Genomic DNA, 14,474 nt, shown 5'->3' on the forward strand with positions numbered 1-14,474 from the left:
CCGGCCCAGCCGGCGTCCCGGGGGAGGCATGTCCGACACCTGGATCCTCGGCGTCTCCGCGTTCTACCACGACAGTGCCGCCTGTCTCGTCCGCAATGGCGAGATCGTCGCCGCGGCGCAGGAGGAGCGATTCAGTCGCCGGAAAGGCGACGAATCGATTCCCACCCGCGCCGCGGCGTTCTGTTTGGCGCAGGGCGGGATCGACGCGGCACGGCTCGACGCCGTCGCCTTCTACGATAAGCCGCTCCTCAAGTTCGACCGCCTGCTCGAGACCTACCTCGCGATAGCACCGCGCGGCGTACGGTCGTTCCTGCAGGCCGCCCCGCTCTGGAGCAAGCAGCGCCTGACGCTCGAGCCGCAGCTGCGCGTCGCACTCGGCGGCTACGCCGGCCGCATGCTCTTTGCCGAGCACCACGAGTCGCACGCGGCCAGCGCGTTCTATCCGTCGCCCTTCGAGGAGGCGGCCGTCCTCACCATCGATGGTGTGGGCGAATGGGCCACCGCCAGCATCGCCCATGGCGAGGGGGGGCGGCTCACGGTCGTGCAGGAGCAGCACTTCCCCGACTCGTTAGGGCTGCTCTATTCGGCCTTCACGTACCATGCCGGCTTTCGCGTGAACTCCGGGGAGTACAAGCTGATGGGGCTCGCGCCGTACGGCGAGCCGCGATACGTCGACGCGATCTACCGGCACCTGCTGTCGCTGCGCGACGACGGGTCATTCATCCTCGACCAGCGCTACTTCGACTACCTGGGCGGGTTGACGATGACCAACGCCCGCTTCAGCGCGCTGTTCGGCGGCCCCCCGCGCGTGCCCGAGTCGCCGCTCACGCAGCGCGAGATGGACCTCGCGCGCTCGGTGCAGGACGTGTGTGAGGAGGTGGTGCGGCGGATGGCGCGCCACGCGTTGCAGGTGACGGGGAGCCGCCGACTGTGCCTGGCGGGGGGCGTGGCCCTCAACGCCGTGGCCAACGGGCGGCTCGCCGCCGAGCGCGTAGCCGATCAGCTGTGGGTGCAGCCCGCGGCTGGCGACGCGGGCGGGGCGCTCGGGGCGGCGCTGCTCGCCTGGCACCGCTACTTCAGGGGGGAACGAACGGCCGACGGCGTGCACGATGGCATGCGCGGCGCGTTGCTCGGCCCGATCTTCGATGGGGAGGCGATCCGCGCCGCGCTCGCCGCGCACGGGGCCGTGATGCACGAACTGCCGCGCCCGGAGCTGGTGGCGCGCACGGTGGACGCCCTCGCGACCGGACAGGTCGTCGGGTGGTTCGATGGCGCGATGGAGTTCGGCCCGCGTGCGTTAGGCGCGCGCAGCATCCTGGCCGACCCACGCAACCCCGCGATGCAGGCGACGATCAACCTCAAGATCAAGTTCCGCGAGGGCTTTCGTCCCTTCGCGCCCGCGGTGCTGGCCGAACGCACCCGCGAGTACTTCGACTTCGACAGCGACTCGCCGTACATGCTCTTCGTCGCGCCGGTCACTGCGCGACGCCGACGGCACGGGGCGCCGGGCGACGCCTGGGGGATCGACCGACTCAATCAACCGCGCAGCGACATCCCGGCCGTCACACACCTCGACTACTCGGCGCGCCTCCAGACGGTATCGGCCGCGCGTGCGCCGGGCTTGCACGAACTTCTCACGGCGTTCGATGCCCGGACCGGCTGCCCCGTGCTCGTGAACACCTCGTTCAACGTCCGTGGTGAGCCCATCGTCTGCAGTCCGGCCGACGCGTACGCGTGCTTCATGCGCACCGATCTCGACGCGCTGGCCATTCCGCCGTTCTTCCTGGTCAAAGGTGAACAACCCGCACTCGATCGCTCCCGATGGCAGACGGCACTGATCCCCGACTGACCGTCGCGGAGGGGCGCCGTTTCGCCTTCACCGTGGCGGGCGGCTTCGCCGTGCTCGCCGGCGGTGGCGTACCTTCGGTCGCGCGGTACGACGAGCCTCGTCCTGCTGGCGCTCGCCGGCTCGTTGGTCGTCGCGGGGGGGCTGCTGCCAACGCACCTGGGACCCGCGCGGCGCACCTGGATGGCTCTGGGCGTGGCGCTGTCGCGCATCACGGCGCCAGTATTCTACGGCGTGATGTATTGGCTGGTGATCACCCCGATCGGAGTCATACGACGGTCGGTGGGCCGATCGCCGCTGGCGAGGGACTCGCGGGCGTCCAGCTACTGGGTCGACCGCCCATCGGTGGACGACGCGTCGGCACGTCGGCGCATGGAACGACAATTCTGAACGATTCGGACGAGACGCGATGCTGCAGGTGATGCGCGAACTGTGGGCGTTCATGCTGGAGCGAAAGAAGCTCTGGCTGCTTCCGATCATCGTCGTGTTGGTGCTCTCCGGTGCGGTGCTCGTCGCGGTGCAGGGCTCGGCGCTCGCCCCCTTCATCTATTCCATCTTTTGAGTCGCAAGGCCAAGCGCGGGACGGCCAGCGCCGACGCGAGGGAGACCAGCGGGACGGAGGGAGCGTCGCCGAGTGCGCCCTCGGGAGCAGCGCCCTCGGGAGCAGCGCCCTCGGGTGCAGCGCCCTCGGGTGCAGCGCCCTCGACCGGGGTGTCGGCGCGCGCTTCGCTGACACCGGCGCGTCGTCGCCTGTTTCTCGCGATCACGCTTCTGCTGCCGGTGGTCGCCCTCGCCGCCGTGGAGGGGGCGCTGCGCGTGCTCCGGCCCGAGGACGCCCTCCCGCTCTTCGTCCCGGCGGTGGTCGGTGACGGTGCGCTGCTGGTGGCGAACCCTCGGGTGGGGCAGCGCTACTTCCCGCTGACGGAGAACGCCCCGGCCCCGCCGCCGGAGTTCTTCGCCAGCCGCAAGCCGGAAAACGGCTTCCGGCTGTTCGTGCTCGGGGAATCGACCACTGCGGGATTCCCGTATCCACGCAACGGGACGTTCTCGCGCCTGCTGCGCGATGCGCTGCGCGACGTACTCCCGGGCGATTCGGTCGAGGTGATCAACCTCGGGATCGCGGCGACCAATAGTGTCACCATGCGTGACCTCGCCGCGGAGATCGCCGACGCGCGCCCGGACGCCATCCTCATCTACGCCGGGCATAACGAGTACTACGGTGTGCTGGGGGCGGCGTCCACGAGGGGCGGCGGGGCGTCGCCCTGGCTGGTTCGCACCTCCTTGCAGCTGCAACGCCTTCGGATCGGGATGGCGCTCCGGCGCCTGCTCGGTCGCGGAGGGGCGGCGGCGCCCGATTCGGCGCCGAGCTTCATGGAGGTGCTCGGCCGCGATCGCGAGGTCCCGCTCGACGGCGAGATTTTCGTGCGGGGGCGCGACCAGTTCGCCGACAACCTCTCGGCGCTCCTGGCGACGTTTCGCGAGGGAGGCATTCCGGTATTTGTCGGAAGCCCGGCGAGCAACCTGCGAGACCAGGCGCCGTTCGCCTCGCCCGCCAACGCGGCGGCCGACTCGGCATTTCGGTCGGCGCAGGGGGCGCTGGCGGCCGGCGATTCGGCGGCCGCCCGCGCTGCATTCCAGCGGGCGCGCGAGCTCGACGTGGTGCGCTTCCGCGCTCCTGGCGTCTTCACCGCGACCGTGCGCGAGGCGGCCCGGATTGGTGGGGCGACGTACGTCCCGGTCGCCGAGCGATTCGACCAGGCGAGCGCCGGGCTCCCTGGGCATGCGCTCTTCCTGGAGCACGTGCACCCCAATCGCCGAGGCGTGACGCTGCTCGCGGCGGCGTTCTACGACGCACTCGACTCCGCCGCGTTTCTCGGACGTCGCGCCGAACGAAGCCGGCGCAGGTCGTGGGAAACGTACCAGGAGGCGTCGGCCTTGACCCCGTTCGACGAGCGCATCGCGTTTCACACCGTGCAGACGCTCGTCACGCGTTGGCCCTTCGTGCCGACGACGCAGCAGCGAGACTATCGGGCGACCCATCGACCAGACGGCGTGCTCGATAGCCTGGCGCTCATTGTGTCGCGCGGCGGCTTGCGATGGGAGGAGGCCAAGTTGCAGGTCGCCGCGGACTACGAGCGCCGATCGTTGCCCGATTCTGCGGCGGGCGAGTATCGAGGACTCGTGCGCGACCTGCCGTCGGCGGAGTATCCGCGTCGGCTGCTGGCGCGTGCCCTCCTGTTGCAGGGGAACGAAGGTGAGGGCGCACGCGCGCTGCGCGACGCGTTGCAGCTGGAGCCGACGAGTGCGGGGGCCCTCGCCCTCGGCCAGCTCCTCGTGCAGCGCAAGGACATCGCGGGGGCACTCCCGCTGCTCGAGCAGGCGGTGCAGCTCGAGCCGACGAACACCACGGCGCTGTACCAGCTCTCGCTCGCCTACGGCTTGGCGCGCGACATCGACAAGGCTCGGGCGACGGCGCTGGCCCTCGCCCGCATCGATCCACGTTTTCCCGGGCTGGCGGGGTGGATGTCGGCGATCGGGCTGAGCCGGTAGGGGCGACTCGTCTCGTCCCGCGCACGTTTCGCGACGACGTCGTCCGACATATCGTTGATGGGCGACCGACCCTCGACACGATGCGCCTCTCTCGACACCGAGTCTCGCGTTTGATCACCCGGCGGGCGTGGTGGGGACTCATCACGGCGCTGCTCGTCGTCGCCGCGCCCGCCTCCGGTCAGAGCGCGACGGTGAGTGGCGTTGTACGCGACACCGTCGGGCTCTTCATTGCCGGAGCCGAAGTCACGGTCGAAGGTGGGAGCGCGCGTGCCGTCTCCGGGGAGGACGGGAGCTACGTGCTACGCGGGCTCACCGCGGGCAACCTCCGCCTGCGTATTCGCCGGCTGGGATTCCGTCCGGCCGTGATGGACGTCGAGGTCCCGACCACTGGCCTTGTCGACGTCGAGATTCAGCTCGTGCAGGTGGTCACGCGACTTGCGGCGGTCTCGGTGCTGGCGAGGCGCGATGCCTTCGAGTCGCGCCTCGCCGGCTTCTACGAGCGCCGGGACCGAAAGGTCGGGCATTTCGTGTCACGCGACCGGATCGAACGAACGCATTCGTTCTCGTTCACCGACCTGTTGCGGGAGATTCCGGGGGTGAAGATCCGCCCGATCGGCAACATCCAGAAGGCCGTTCGCATCCGCGGGTCGAGCTGTCCACCGCTGGTCTTCCTGGACGGGATGGCGGCCGCCGCAGCGGAGTTCGACCTGGAGTCGATCGATCCGGGGATGGTGGAGGGGATCGAGGTCTATTCGGGATCCGCCACCGTCCCTGCGGAGTTCGCCGGGCCGCGCAATCTCGATCGATGCGGCGTGGTGGCGATATGGTCGAGCCCATCCCGATCGCGCCGCCGACGGCCCGACCCCAAGGCGACGGTCGATTCCCGGGCGGCGATCGATCTCGATGGAATGGTGGGGCGCGGCGAGGCCTTCACGGCGGCGCAGGTCGACTCGGCGGTGACGTTGGTCGACGGCGGCCTAGCACCGGAGTATCCGATTCCACTCTACCGGGACCGGCGAGGCGGGCGCGTCCTCACCGAGTTTGTCGTCGACACCACGGGTGCCGTGGTCCCCGGGACGATCGGGGTGATCGCCTCAACGCATCCGCTGTTCTCGCTGTCGGCGCGCGAGGCGCTCCTGCGGGCGCAGTTCACGCCAGCCCGGCGTCAGGGGGCTCTGGTTCGGCAGGTGGTCCAGCTGCCGATCGAGTTCGTCTACCCGACCAGCCCCTGATCCGCGGCAAGGGGGCGACTCGCCCCCTCCGGGCGCCACGGTAGCCGGCGTTCCCCTGGTTTGCGAGCCTGCGCCCGGACTGGAGCGCGGCCGCGAGCGCCGATCGCATCCCCGGCGCTGCGGGTTTGGCGACCCCGTCCTTTAGTGTGGTTCCTAAGCGGATCGCTGTGAGGGAAGGGGTGCGAAACCCTCGGGGAATACCGGGCAGGTTTTGTATACAAAACGGGACGCAAGTTGTTGTCGTTGCGTGGGATAAGCCGAAGCGGGAATCGTGCAGATCCCTCTTGACGCTCGCCTGACACCCCCCAACGTTCGTGTCGTCCCAAATCCTGCCCGAACGGGCGGGTGCATTGGGTTCAACCCAATCCCGGAGGACTTTGTCGGACTACTTCGTCACCGCGGTTCCGGTTCAATCAACGCACCGCAGCTCCCCCCAAACCCGCATCCCCAGGTAACATGCGAAGCTTGCCAGTAATGAAGGGCGTCTTCGCGCGCGTGTTCGCCCTCGCCCTGCTCATGGGCGTGTCGGCGGAAGCGTTTGCGCAGGCCGCCACCATCTCTGGACGGGTCACGAATACCGAAGGGCAGCCGATCGTCGGCGCCAACGTCTTGATCCCGTCCCTCAACGCCGGCACGACCAGCGGCGCCAATGGTGTTTACCAGTTTTCGGTTCCAGAGTCCCAGGCGAACGGCCAGCGCGTCACGCTGACCGCCCGCTTCATCGGCTTCACCCCGGTGAGCCGTCAGATCACGCTGACGACCGGCGCGCAGACGCAGAACTTCGAGCTCAAGACCGATCCGTTCCGCCTGGAAGAGATGGTGGTGACGGGGGTGGCTGACGCGACGTCGACCAAGAAGCTCGCCTTCTCGGTCTCGCGCATCTCCGAGGAGCAGATGAAGCAGGTCCCGGCGTCGTCGCCCATCGCGGCGATCGCCGGCAAGGTCGCGGGCGCCCGCATCGCGGTCGGCACCGGCAACCCCGGCGCCGCGCCGTCGATCCGTCTGCGTGGCTCGACCAACCTCACGGTCGGCAACAACGATCCGCTCATCCTCGTCGATGGCGTGATCACCAAGAACTCGCTCGCCGACATCGACGCCAACGACATCGAGTCGGTCGAAGTCCTCAAGGGCGCCGCTGCGGCCTCGTTCTACGGCTCCAACGCCGCCAACGGCGTCGTGGCCATCACGACCAAGCGCGGCAAGAACCTGCAGGACAACAAGATCTCCTTCAGCAGCCGCAGCGAGTATGGCCAGTCGGGCGTGTACAAGTTCGTGCCGCTCAGCCAGCACCACAATTTCCAGCTGAACAGCGACGGCTCGATCAAGACGAACGCCGCCGGCACGCAGCGCCTCCTCGACCCGGACGGCATCGCCGACAATCCGTATCCGTCGACCGGACCCGACGCCTGGCGCAACCAGCTCAAGAGCTGGCTCCAGGACGGCAACTTCTACCTGCAGAACTTCCAGCTCGGGCTGCGTCGCGGCAGCACCAACCTGAACTCGTCGTTCACGACGGACCACAACCAGGGGATCCTGCCGTTCACGTCCGGGCAGCGCCGCCAGAACCTCCGCATGAACGTCGACCAGGCGTTAGGCAGCAAGGCGGACTTCTCGGCGAGCTTCACGTACGGCTTGAATCGCAACGACTACGATCCGGGCAGCACCGACGGGTGGTTCGCGCTGCTGCAGGCGCCCCCCGATCTCGACCTCGTGCACCCGAACCCGGCGAGCGACGTCGAGTACTACCCGCTGCTTCCGGACCTCAAGGCGAAGAACGCGCGCGGCAATCCGCTGTACGGCCTCCGGAACAGCGACTACAACCTGCGCCGTGAACGCCTGCTCGGCTCGTTCTCCTTCCGCTATCGCCCGTTCAACTGGCTCAACCTCGACGCCAACTACGGGACCGACCGCCTGAACCAGCGCGACCGCCTGTACAACTTCCGCGGCTACCTCAACGAGGGCGGCGTCGCGGGCAACGGTCAGCTGCAAGAGCGCACCTTCAACAACGTCGCCGAGAACCTCCAGTTCAACGCCACGACCAAGAAGCTGCTCTTCAACAACCTGCTCTCCACGACCCGCGTCACGTACCTGCTGGAGAACCTCGACAACACCAACTTCACGGCCAACAGCACCAAGCTGAACGTGACCGACGTGCCCGACCTTGCGGCCGCCGATCCGACGCAGGTGGCGGTGAACTCGGGGCTCGACCTGCAGCGCACGGTGAACTACTTCGTGTCGCAGTCGTTCGACTTCAAGGATCGCTACATCATCGACGCGCTCTATCGTCGCGACGGTTCGTCGCTCTTCGGCAAGGACGCGCGCTGGCAGGACTTCTATCGCGTCGCCCTGGCCTATCGCATCTCCGAGGACTTCAAGCTCCCGGGCGTGCAGGACTTCAAGATCCGCGCGGCCCGCGGGACCGCGGGGCTGCGCCCCGGCTTCTCCGACCAGTACGAGACCTACTCGCTCGCCGGCGGGCAGATCTCCAAGCAGCAGCTCGGCAACACGAACCTCAAGCCGGCGATCCAGACCGAAAACGAGTACGGCATCAACATCCAGTTCCTCGATCGCTTCGACCTCGAGCTCGTGAAGGCCGATCGCCTGACGAAGGGCGCCTTCCTGTCGATCCCGCTCTCGCTGGCGGCGTCAGGCGGCTTCCTCAATCAGGTGCAAAACGCGGCGGACGTCAGCGCACACACGTACGAAGTGTCGTTGCAGACGCGCGTGGTCGACACCGATGCCTTCTCCTACTCGTTCTCGCTCACCGGCGACAACACGCGGCAGAAGATCGATCGCATGGACGCCGCGCCGTTCCGCCGCAACGCGACGGGAGCCCAGGGGCAGGACGTCTTCTACTACAAGTCGGGTGAGAAGCTCGGCGTCATCTACGGCACCAAGTGGGTGCGCAGCTTCGAGCAGCTCAAGGAAAACCCGGCCAACGCCAGCGCCAACGCGGCGGACTACGTCGTGAACTCCGACGGCTATCTCGTGCGCGCGGCCAACCTCGGGAAGAGCACCGAAGCGCCGATCGCCTACGTGAATGCCGCCGGCGCGACGCAGCACGTGATCGGGGACGTCAACCCCGACTTCAGCTTCGGCTTCGCCAACAACCTGCGCTACAAGAGCTTCACGCTCTACGCCCTGCTCGACGGCGTGCGCGGTGGCGACATCTACAACTTCACCAAGCAGTGGATGTACCAGGACGAGCGGCACGGGACGCAGGACCAGGCTGGTCGCCCGGTCGCCGATCGCCGTCCGCTGGCCTTCTACTCCGCGGGGCTCTACAACGGCCTGGTCGCCAACGACCACTTCGTCGAGGACGGGTCGTACGCCCGCCTGCGTGAGCTCTCGGTCGCCTACAACGTCGGCCAGAACACGCTCGCGCGCTTCGGGCTCAATCGCCAGATCAAGGGGATGAAGCTTGCCTTCATCGGGCGCAACGTCTTCACGTGGACCAAGTACACGGGCTTCGACCCGGAAGTGACCGCCGGTGGCGACTTCAACTTCCGTATCGACGGCTTCCGTTATCCCAACTTCCGCACCTTCACCGGTCAGGTCGAGCTGCAGTTCTAACCTGGCACGAGGAGCCCTTACACTGATGCGAACCCGAAGCATTTCCCGCTTCGTCCTCGGGACCGCGGCGCTGCTCTCTGCCAGTGCCTGTGCGGATCTCGACGTGACGAACCCGAACAATCCCGACATCAAGCGTGCCTTGGCGTCGGGGGAAGACGTGAAGAACATCGCCGTCTCCACGATCAACTCGTGGTACCTGACGGCGACGTACCTCGAGCCGTACATGATGCTGTCGGTCACCTCCGACAACGGCGCGGCCAACTTCGGCAACTTCGGCATGCGGTTCAACAACCTCGAGCCGAGGGCGCCGTACGTGAACAACTCGGCCGGTGGTGACCGCGCCGTGACCGAGAGCCCGTGGAACTTCAACTACGGGACGCTGGGCGCCGCCAACGACGTCCTCATCGCCATCGACAATGGCGTCGAGGTGCCGAATGGCGAGACGGCGAAGTACAAGGCGTTGGCGCAGTTCACGCAGGCGGCCTCGCTGGCGAACATCGCGATCCTCTTCGACCAGGGATTCGTGGTCGACGAGAAGAGCGCGGGGACCACGCCGGTGTTCAAGAAGTACCCGGAGGTGTCGGCCGCCGCGATGACGAAGTGGGACGCGCTGATCGCCTCGCTGAGCGGCAAGAACGAGACGTATGACGTCAGCGTGATCCCCATCGCCGCCGGGCCGATGACTTCGGCGATGCTGTCCCGCATGGCCAACACGATGGCGGCCCGTACACTCGTCTACACGGCGAGAACGCCCACCGAGAACGCTGCGGTGAATTGGGCCAAGGTCGTGTCGTACGCCGAGAAGGGGCTGAGCGGGACGGCGGGTGCCGGCGCGCCGTACGACTTCACCGTCGTCGGCGACAACAACAACTGGTACTCGTACATCGCGTTCTACGGCGACGAGCCCACGTGGCTGCGCGTCGACATGCGCCTCATCAACATCCTGGATCCGAACTCGCCGGCGAAGTTCACCGGCACGATCCCGCCGGCCGCAACCTCGGCCGACGCGCGCCTCGCATCGGACTTCCAGTTCCACGGCGCCGTCATCGGCGACCCGGCGCGCGGCATCTACATGCAGAGCCCGTACTCGCACAAGCGCTATCGCTTCCATGCGCGTACGTCGCCGAGCGCGGCCACCGGGCCGGTCCCGTACGTCCTCCAGGCCGAAAACGACCTGCTGTGGGCCGAAGGGCTGATCCGGAGCGGCGGCAGCCTCGCCACCGCGGCTTCCCTGATCAACAAGACGCGCGTGACCCGCGGTCAGCTGGCGCCGGCAACGGCGGCCGATGGCGCCGCGAAGCTGCTCGACTACGTGTACTACGAACGTGTGGTCGACCTGCTCAACACGAGCGGCGTCGAACTGATGGATGGGCGTCGCTTCGACAAGCTCCAGGCCGGGACGCTTCGTCACCTCCCGGTGCCTGCCAAGGAACTGGAAATCCTCCGCCTCCCGATCTACACGTTCGGCGGCGTTGGACAACCGGATCGTTACATCTCGTCGATCGTCTCGCACGCCTCCGACAACCTGGCCACGATCGAGGCAGGGAAGAAGCGGGGACGCACGGCACGACCCGAGCGGTAGTACTGCTCGACGCACCAGAACGGAGAACCGGGCGCGCCCTCGTGCGAGGACGCGCCCGGTTCGCTTTGTCAGGGAGGAAGTCGGTCTCGGCGGCGCGACCTGCTCCTGCCGTTCGATCCGTCGCTGCTAGTGCTTCAGGTTCGCGCAGGTGATCACGTTGCTGAGCTCCTGCCCGCCGCTGTAGACGTTGACGTGGTACTCGCCGCTCTCCGGGAGCGAGAGCGACAGCTCGGTATCGAGCTGGGCTCGACCGTCGGCGCCGACTTCGATGACCGGAAAGATGTCGAGCGGCATGACGGGGATGCTCCCGGCGCCGCATCGTCCCTGCAGGAGTCCCCACTGCACGGTGAACGACTGGCCGCCGCTCTGGCTCGTGAAGTTGAGGCGCACCTGTGCGCGGTCCCTGTTCTCCGCCGTGGACGTGAGGGAGATGGTGCCGTAGATCCGCGATTGTGTGCGCATTGCGACGTTGGAGGCCCTCACCTGAACCGGCGTGAAGTTCCCCGACCAGCGAATCTTCTTCTGTTCGACCGAGGCGCCCGAACTCTGGGCGGCGGCAAGCGCGGGCACGAGCACTCCGGCGAGCGCCAGGAGCAGGTGACGTGGGCGTGGCAGTGCGAGGGAAGGCATGGCACGATCGGGCATTGGGGGGACGATCTGAAGTGGTGCGATGGAAGTGTCCGGGGTGCCGCGGTGGACGTCAATGGCGGCATGCCCGATGAAGCTACCCCGTTCCTTCGCGTCCGGTCCCCTGCAGGGAGGCGTGCGGTTCGCAGCGGGATGCACGGGACGGCGCACCTGAGGCGAGGTCGACACGACGTTGAGGCGTTGGTGACTGGCGCGCCCACCGTCAGGAATGTGGCCTTCACCGCACGAGCCTCTCCCTTGGCCGCAATGTCGTGGCAGCGGGCAAAGGGGACTCGCAGTTTCGGCATTCGACGCACACCTCCTCTCCTCACCCACGAGGTCTCGCATGATGCTCTCACGTCGGTCTGCCCGTGCCGCCGGGACGCTGGTCCTGCTCGCCACCACTGCGCTCACCGCCTGCGACGACGACACGACGGCCCCCGCGCCGGAGCGCTATGTGCTCGCCCTGACGGGGGCGGCCGAGCGGCCGAATGCCGTCGTGACCAACGCGTCGGGGAGCGCCGTCCTGACCGTGCTGGGCAAGGACTCGATCGAGTACCTGATGTACGTCGCCAATGGCGATTCGATCACCGCGTCGCATATCCACGCGGCCGATGCGAACTCCTCCGGGCCGATCATGGTCTTCACCTTTGGTGGGCCGGTCATCGGGCGCGTCGATGGTGTCTTTCGGTATGGTTACATCACGCGCGGCGGGACGTTCAGCGGGGCCTTTACGTTCGACTCGGTGCTGACGCGCATGCGCGCCGGGACGGCGTACCTCAACGTGCACTCGCGCAAGTATGCGCCTGGGGAGCTGAGAGGGCAGATCGTGCGGTAGTCCAGCGCGCTTCGCGGCGCTTGTCTCAGGAGGGCTGCCTGACGAATCTTCCCGTGCCCTGTGGCGTATGACAGGGCGCTACCTTCCCGCGCCGCATGTCGCGCCAGCGCGGGACGACGTCTCGCACCTTCCCGGGCGCCTGCGCGCGCCCGTGCACGAGGATTCGTCATGCACGGTTCCCACCCCACGGTTCGCACCTCGGCGCGTCTGCGCCACTTCCTCATCCGCACCGGACGCGCGGCCGGCATCGTTGCCGGCGCCGCCCTCGTTATGCTCAGTGCCCGACCGGCGGAGGCGCAGGCGTGGGCCTATCCGTCGTTCCAGGTTCCCACGACGGCCTCCCGCGAGTTCAACTTCGGCATCGCCGACGGCGGCAACGCCGGAACGAGCGTGGTCTTCCAGTGGCGCGAAGGGTACGCGAGACGATCACAGTTCTCGTTCGATGTGGGCATCGCCGACCCCACGGGGACCGGGCGAGACAATGTGCTCTTCCTCGGTGGCGCCTACGCCTACCAGCTCTCCACGGCGACCTCCGACGTCCCGCTCGACTTCCTGCTGACCGCGGGCGCCGGGTTCGCGTTCGGCAACAACACCACGCTGAGCGTCCCGCTCGGGGTGTCGATCGGCCATCGGTTCCCGCTCGACGGAACGCTCGCCCTGACGCCGTACGTCCATCCTCGCGTCTCGCTCGACATCTGTAGCGGATGCAACGGCGACAAGTCGCAGGTGGGGATCAACTTCGACATCGGCGCCAATCTCGAGCTCACGCGCGTGCTCGCGGTCCGTGGCTCGGCCTTCTTTGGCGGTGCCGATGGGTACGGCGACGATCGCAACGGGATCGGGATCTCGCTGGTGTGGACCCCGCCGGGCCTCAAGCGTTAGGCCCTGCCGCCGCCTCGGGTGGCGGGCGTGGCCGCCCTGCTCATGACCCGTTGAGCAGGCGCTCGACGAGCGTGTAGGCGCGCTCGGCCGCCCCCACCCCCGATTGGACCAGCGTGCGCGCCTGGGCTCCGGCCTCCCGGGCGGTGGACGCGGTGCCGAGCCACCGCGTGACCACCGCGGTCGTCTCGCGAACGTCGCGCACCGTCACGCCGCCACCCGACTCCGTCAGGAGCACGGCGTCGCGCGCGTTCCGGAAGCGCGGGCCGAACAACACCGGGACGCCGAACGCCGCCGGCTCGAGCACCGAATGCAGGCCGGCATCGTGAAAGCCGCCGCCCACGAACGAGGCGGTGGCGAGCGCGTAGAGATCGCCTAACACCCCGACGCGATCGACGAGGACCACGTCGGCCGACTCCTCCCCCGACGCACCGAGTCGCGAGACGACGATGCCATGCGCGCGTCCCCAGGCCTCGATAGGGGCGAGGTGCGCGGTGGTGGGTTCGTGCGGGGCGATGATGAGTCGCGCTCCAGGGACGCCTCGACGAATCGCATCCCAGGCGGGGAGCAGCACGGCTTCGTCGGCAGGCCAGGTGCTCCCGGCCACCAACGTTGGGCGCGGCGACGCGAGCGGCGCGAGCAGCGCCGAGGACCGATCGACGGCTCGCGCGCGGGCGGCGACCTGGTCGTAACGGGTGTCGCCGATGACCGTCACGGCGCCCGGCGGAACGCCTAACGCCACGAGGCGCGCGCCATCGTCCGCCCCCACGGCGCCCACCGCCCCCATCGCCGCATAGGCGTCGTGCAGGAGCGCGCGCGCGAGCCCGCGGTTGCGCGAAGAACTCGGGGACACGGTGGCGCTCACCATCCCCAGCCGCACGCCCCGGCGCTCGGCCTCCTGCGTCAGGAGGGGCCAGACGTCGAGCTTGGCGTACACGAGCGCCGTCGGCCGTAATGCCGCCAGCGCGGCGCGCGCCGCCCCCGCGGTGTCGAACGGGAGATAGTCGGCGAAGTCGACCGACAGGCGCCGAGCAAAGGCCTCGGCGCTGGGACTGAAGAAGGTGTAGGCGAGCTGCACGTCGGGGCGGCGCGCGCGCACGAGCTCCAGGACGGGGCGCGCCTGCAGCCCCTCACCGACCGAGGGGGCGTGCATCCAGAGGAGCGGGCGCGACGGATCGCGTCCGTCTCGCCCCCAGGCGGCATAGCGGTCCAGCAGGTTGCGTCTGGCGGCGAGCGACCTCGCCAGCTTGCCCTCGCCCCCTGGGGTGACCCGCGTGGCGAGCGAGGCAAGCCCACCCACCGCGCCGTAGGCCAGGGAGAGGAGCGGATTCACTCCGCTAGCCCTCG

General features: G+C 68.3%; 11 protein-coding genes. 9 read left to right on the forward strand and 2 right to left on the reverse strand.

All coding sequences use genetic code 11. The features are described from left to right. Positions 1-28: 28 nt before the first annotated feature. The 7 genes from IPN47_05480 to IPN47_05510 all read left to right on the forward strand — a co-directional run bounded on the left by IPN47_05480 (position 29) and on the right by IPN47_05510 (position 10,783). The gene (locus tag IPN47_05480) at positions 29-1,849 is read left to right on the forward strand and encodes a carbamoyltransferase (GenBank protein ID MBK9407493.1); all 1,821 of its coding nucleotides are present in this window, start codon (positions 29-31) and stop codon (positions 1,847-1,849) included. A gap of 63 nt (positions 1,850-1,912) precedes the next feature. Continuing rightward, complete coding sequence (locus IPN47_05485) at positions 1,913-2,236, forward strand: hypothetical protein (protein MBK9407494.1); 324 nt, start codon at positions 1,913-1,915, stop codon at positions 2,234-2,236. Between the two features lie 19 nt (positions 2,237-2,255). Then, complete coding sequence (locus IPN47_05490) at positions 2,256-2,408, forward strand: hypothetical protein (protein MBK9407495.1); 153 nt, start codon at positions 2,256-2,258, stop codon at positions 2,406-2,408. 149 nt (positions 2,409-2,557) lie between these two features. After that, on the forward strand, positions 2,558-4,396 hold the full coding sequence (locus tag IPN47_05495; GenBank protein ID MBK9407496.1) for a tetratricopeptide repeat protein: 1,839 nt from the start codon (positions 2,558-2,560) through the stop codon (positions 4,394-4,396). A gap of 80 nt (positions 4,397-4,476) precedes the next feature. Then, a complete protein-coding gene (locus IPN47_05500; GenBank protein ID MBK9407497.1) occupies positions 4,477-5,628 on the forward strand; it encodes a TonB family protein in 1,152 nt (383 codons plus the stop codon). A gap of 474 nt (positions 5,629-6,102) precedes the next feature. Then, positions 6,103-9,201 carry a SusC/RagA family TonB-linked outer membrane protein gene (locus IPN47_05505; GenBank protein ID MBK9407498.1) on the forward strand — a complete coding sequence of 1,033 codons (3,099 nt, stop codon included), beginning with the start codon at positions 6,103-6,105 and terminating at the stop codon, positions 9,199-9,201. Between the two features lie 25 nt (positions 9,202-9,226). Continuing rightward, a complete protein-coding gene (locus IPN47_05510; GenBank protein MBK9407499.1) occupies positions 9,227-10,783 on the forward strand; it encodes a hypothetical protein in 1,557 nt (518 codons plus the stop codon). A 126-nt stretch (positions 10,784-10,909) separates the two neighbouring features. Here IPN47_05510 and IPN47_05515 read toward each other — a convergent pair whose 3' ends face one another. Continuing rightward, entirely contained in the window at positions 10,910-11,413 is a 504-nt protein-coding gene (locus tag IPN47_05515; protein ID MBK9407500.1) for a hypothetical protein, read from the reverse strand. 343 nt (positions 11,414-11,756) lie between these two features. Here IPN47_05515 and IPN47_05520 point away from each other — a divergent pair, with 343 nt between their 5' ends. Further along, positions 11,757-12,248, forward strand: a complete 492-nt coding sequence (locus IPN47_05520) for a CHRD domain-containing protein (protein ID MBK9407501.1) — start codon at positions 11,757-11,759, stop codon at positions 12,246-12,248. 168 nt (positions 12,249-12,416) lie between these two features. After that, a complete protein-coding gene (locus IPN47_05525; GenBank protein ID MBK9407502.1) occupies positions 12,417-13,130 on the forward strand; it encodes a hypothetical protein in 714 nt (237 codons plus the stop codon). A 40-nt stretch (positions 13,131-13,170) separates the two neighbouring features. Here the strand turns inward: IPN47_05525 and IPN47_05530 are convergent, their stop codons facing one another. Further along, positions 13,171-14,460 (reverse strand): hypothetical protein, encoded by a 1,290-nt coding sequence (locus IPN47_05530; GenBank protein ID MBK9407503.1) that lies wholly within the window; start codon positions 14,458-14,460, stop codon positions 13,171-13,173. Between the last annotated feature and the right edge of the window lie 14 nt (positions 14,461-14,474).

The sequence above is a fragment of the Gemmatimonadota bacterium genome (assembly GCA_016719105.1).
In the GTDB taxonomy this organism is placed as follows: domain Bacteria; phylum Gemmatimonadota; class Gemmatimonadetes; order Gemmatimonadales; family Gemmatimonadaceae; genus SCN-70-22.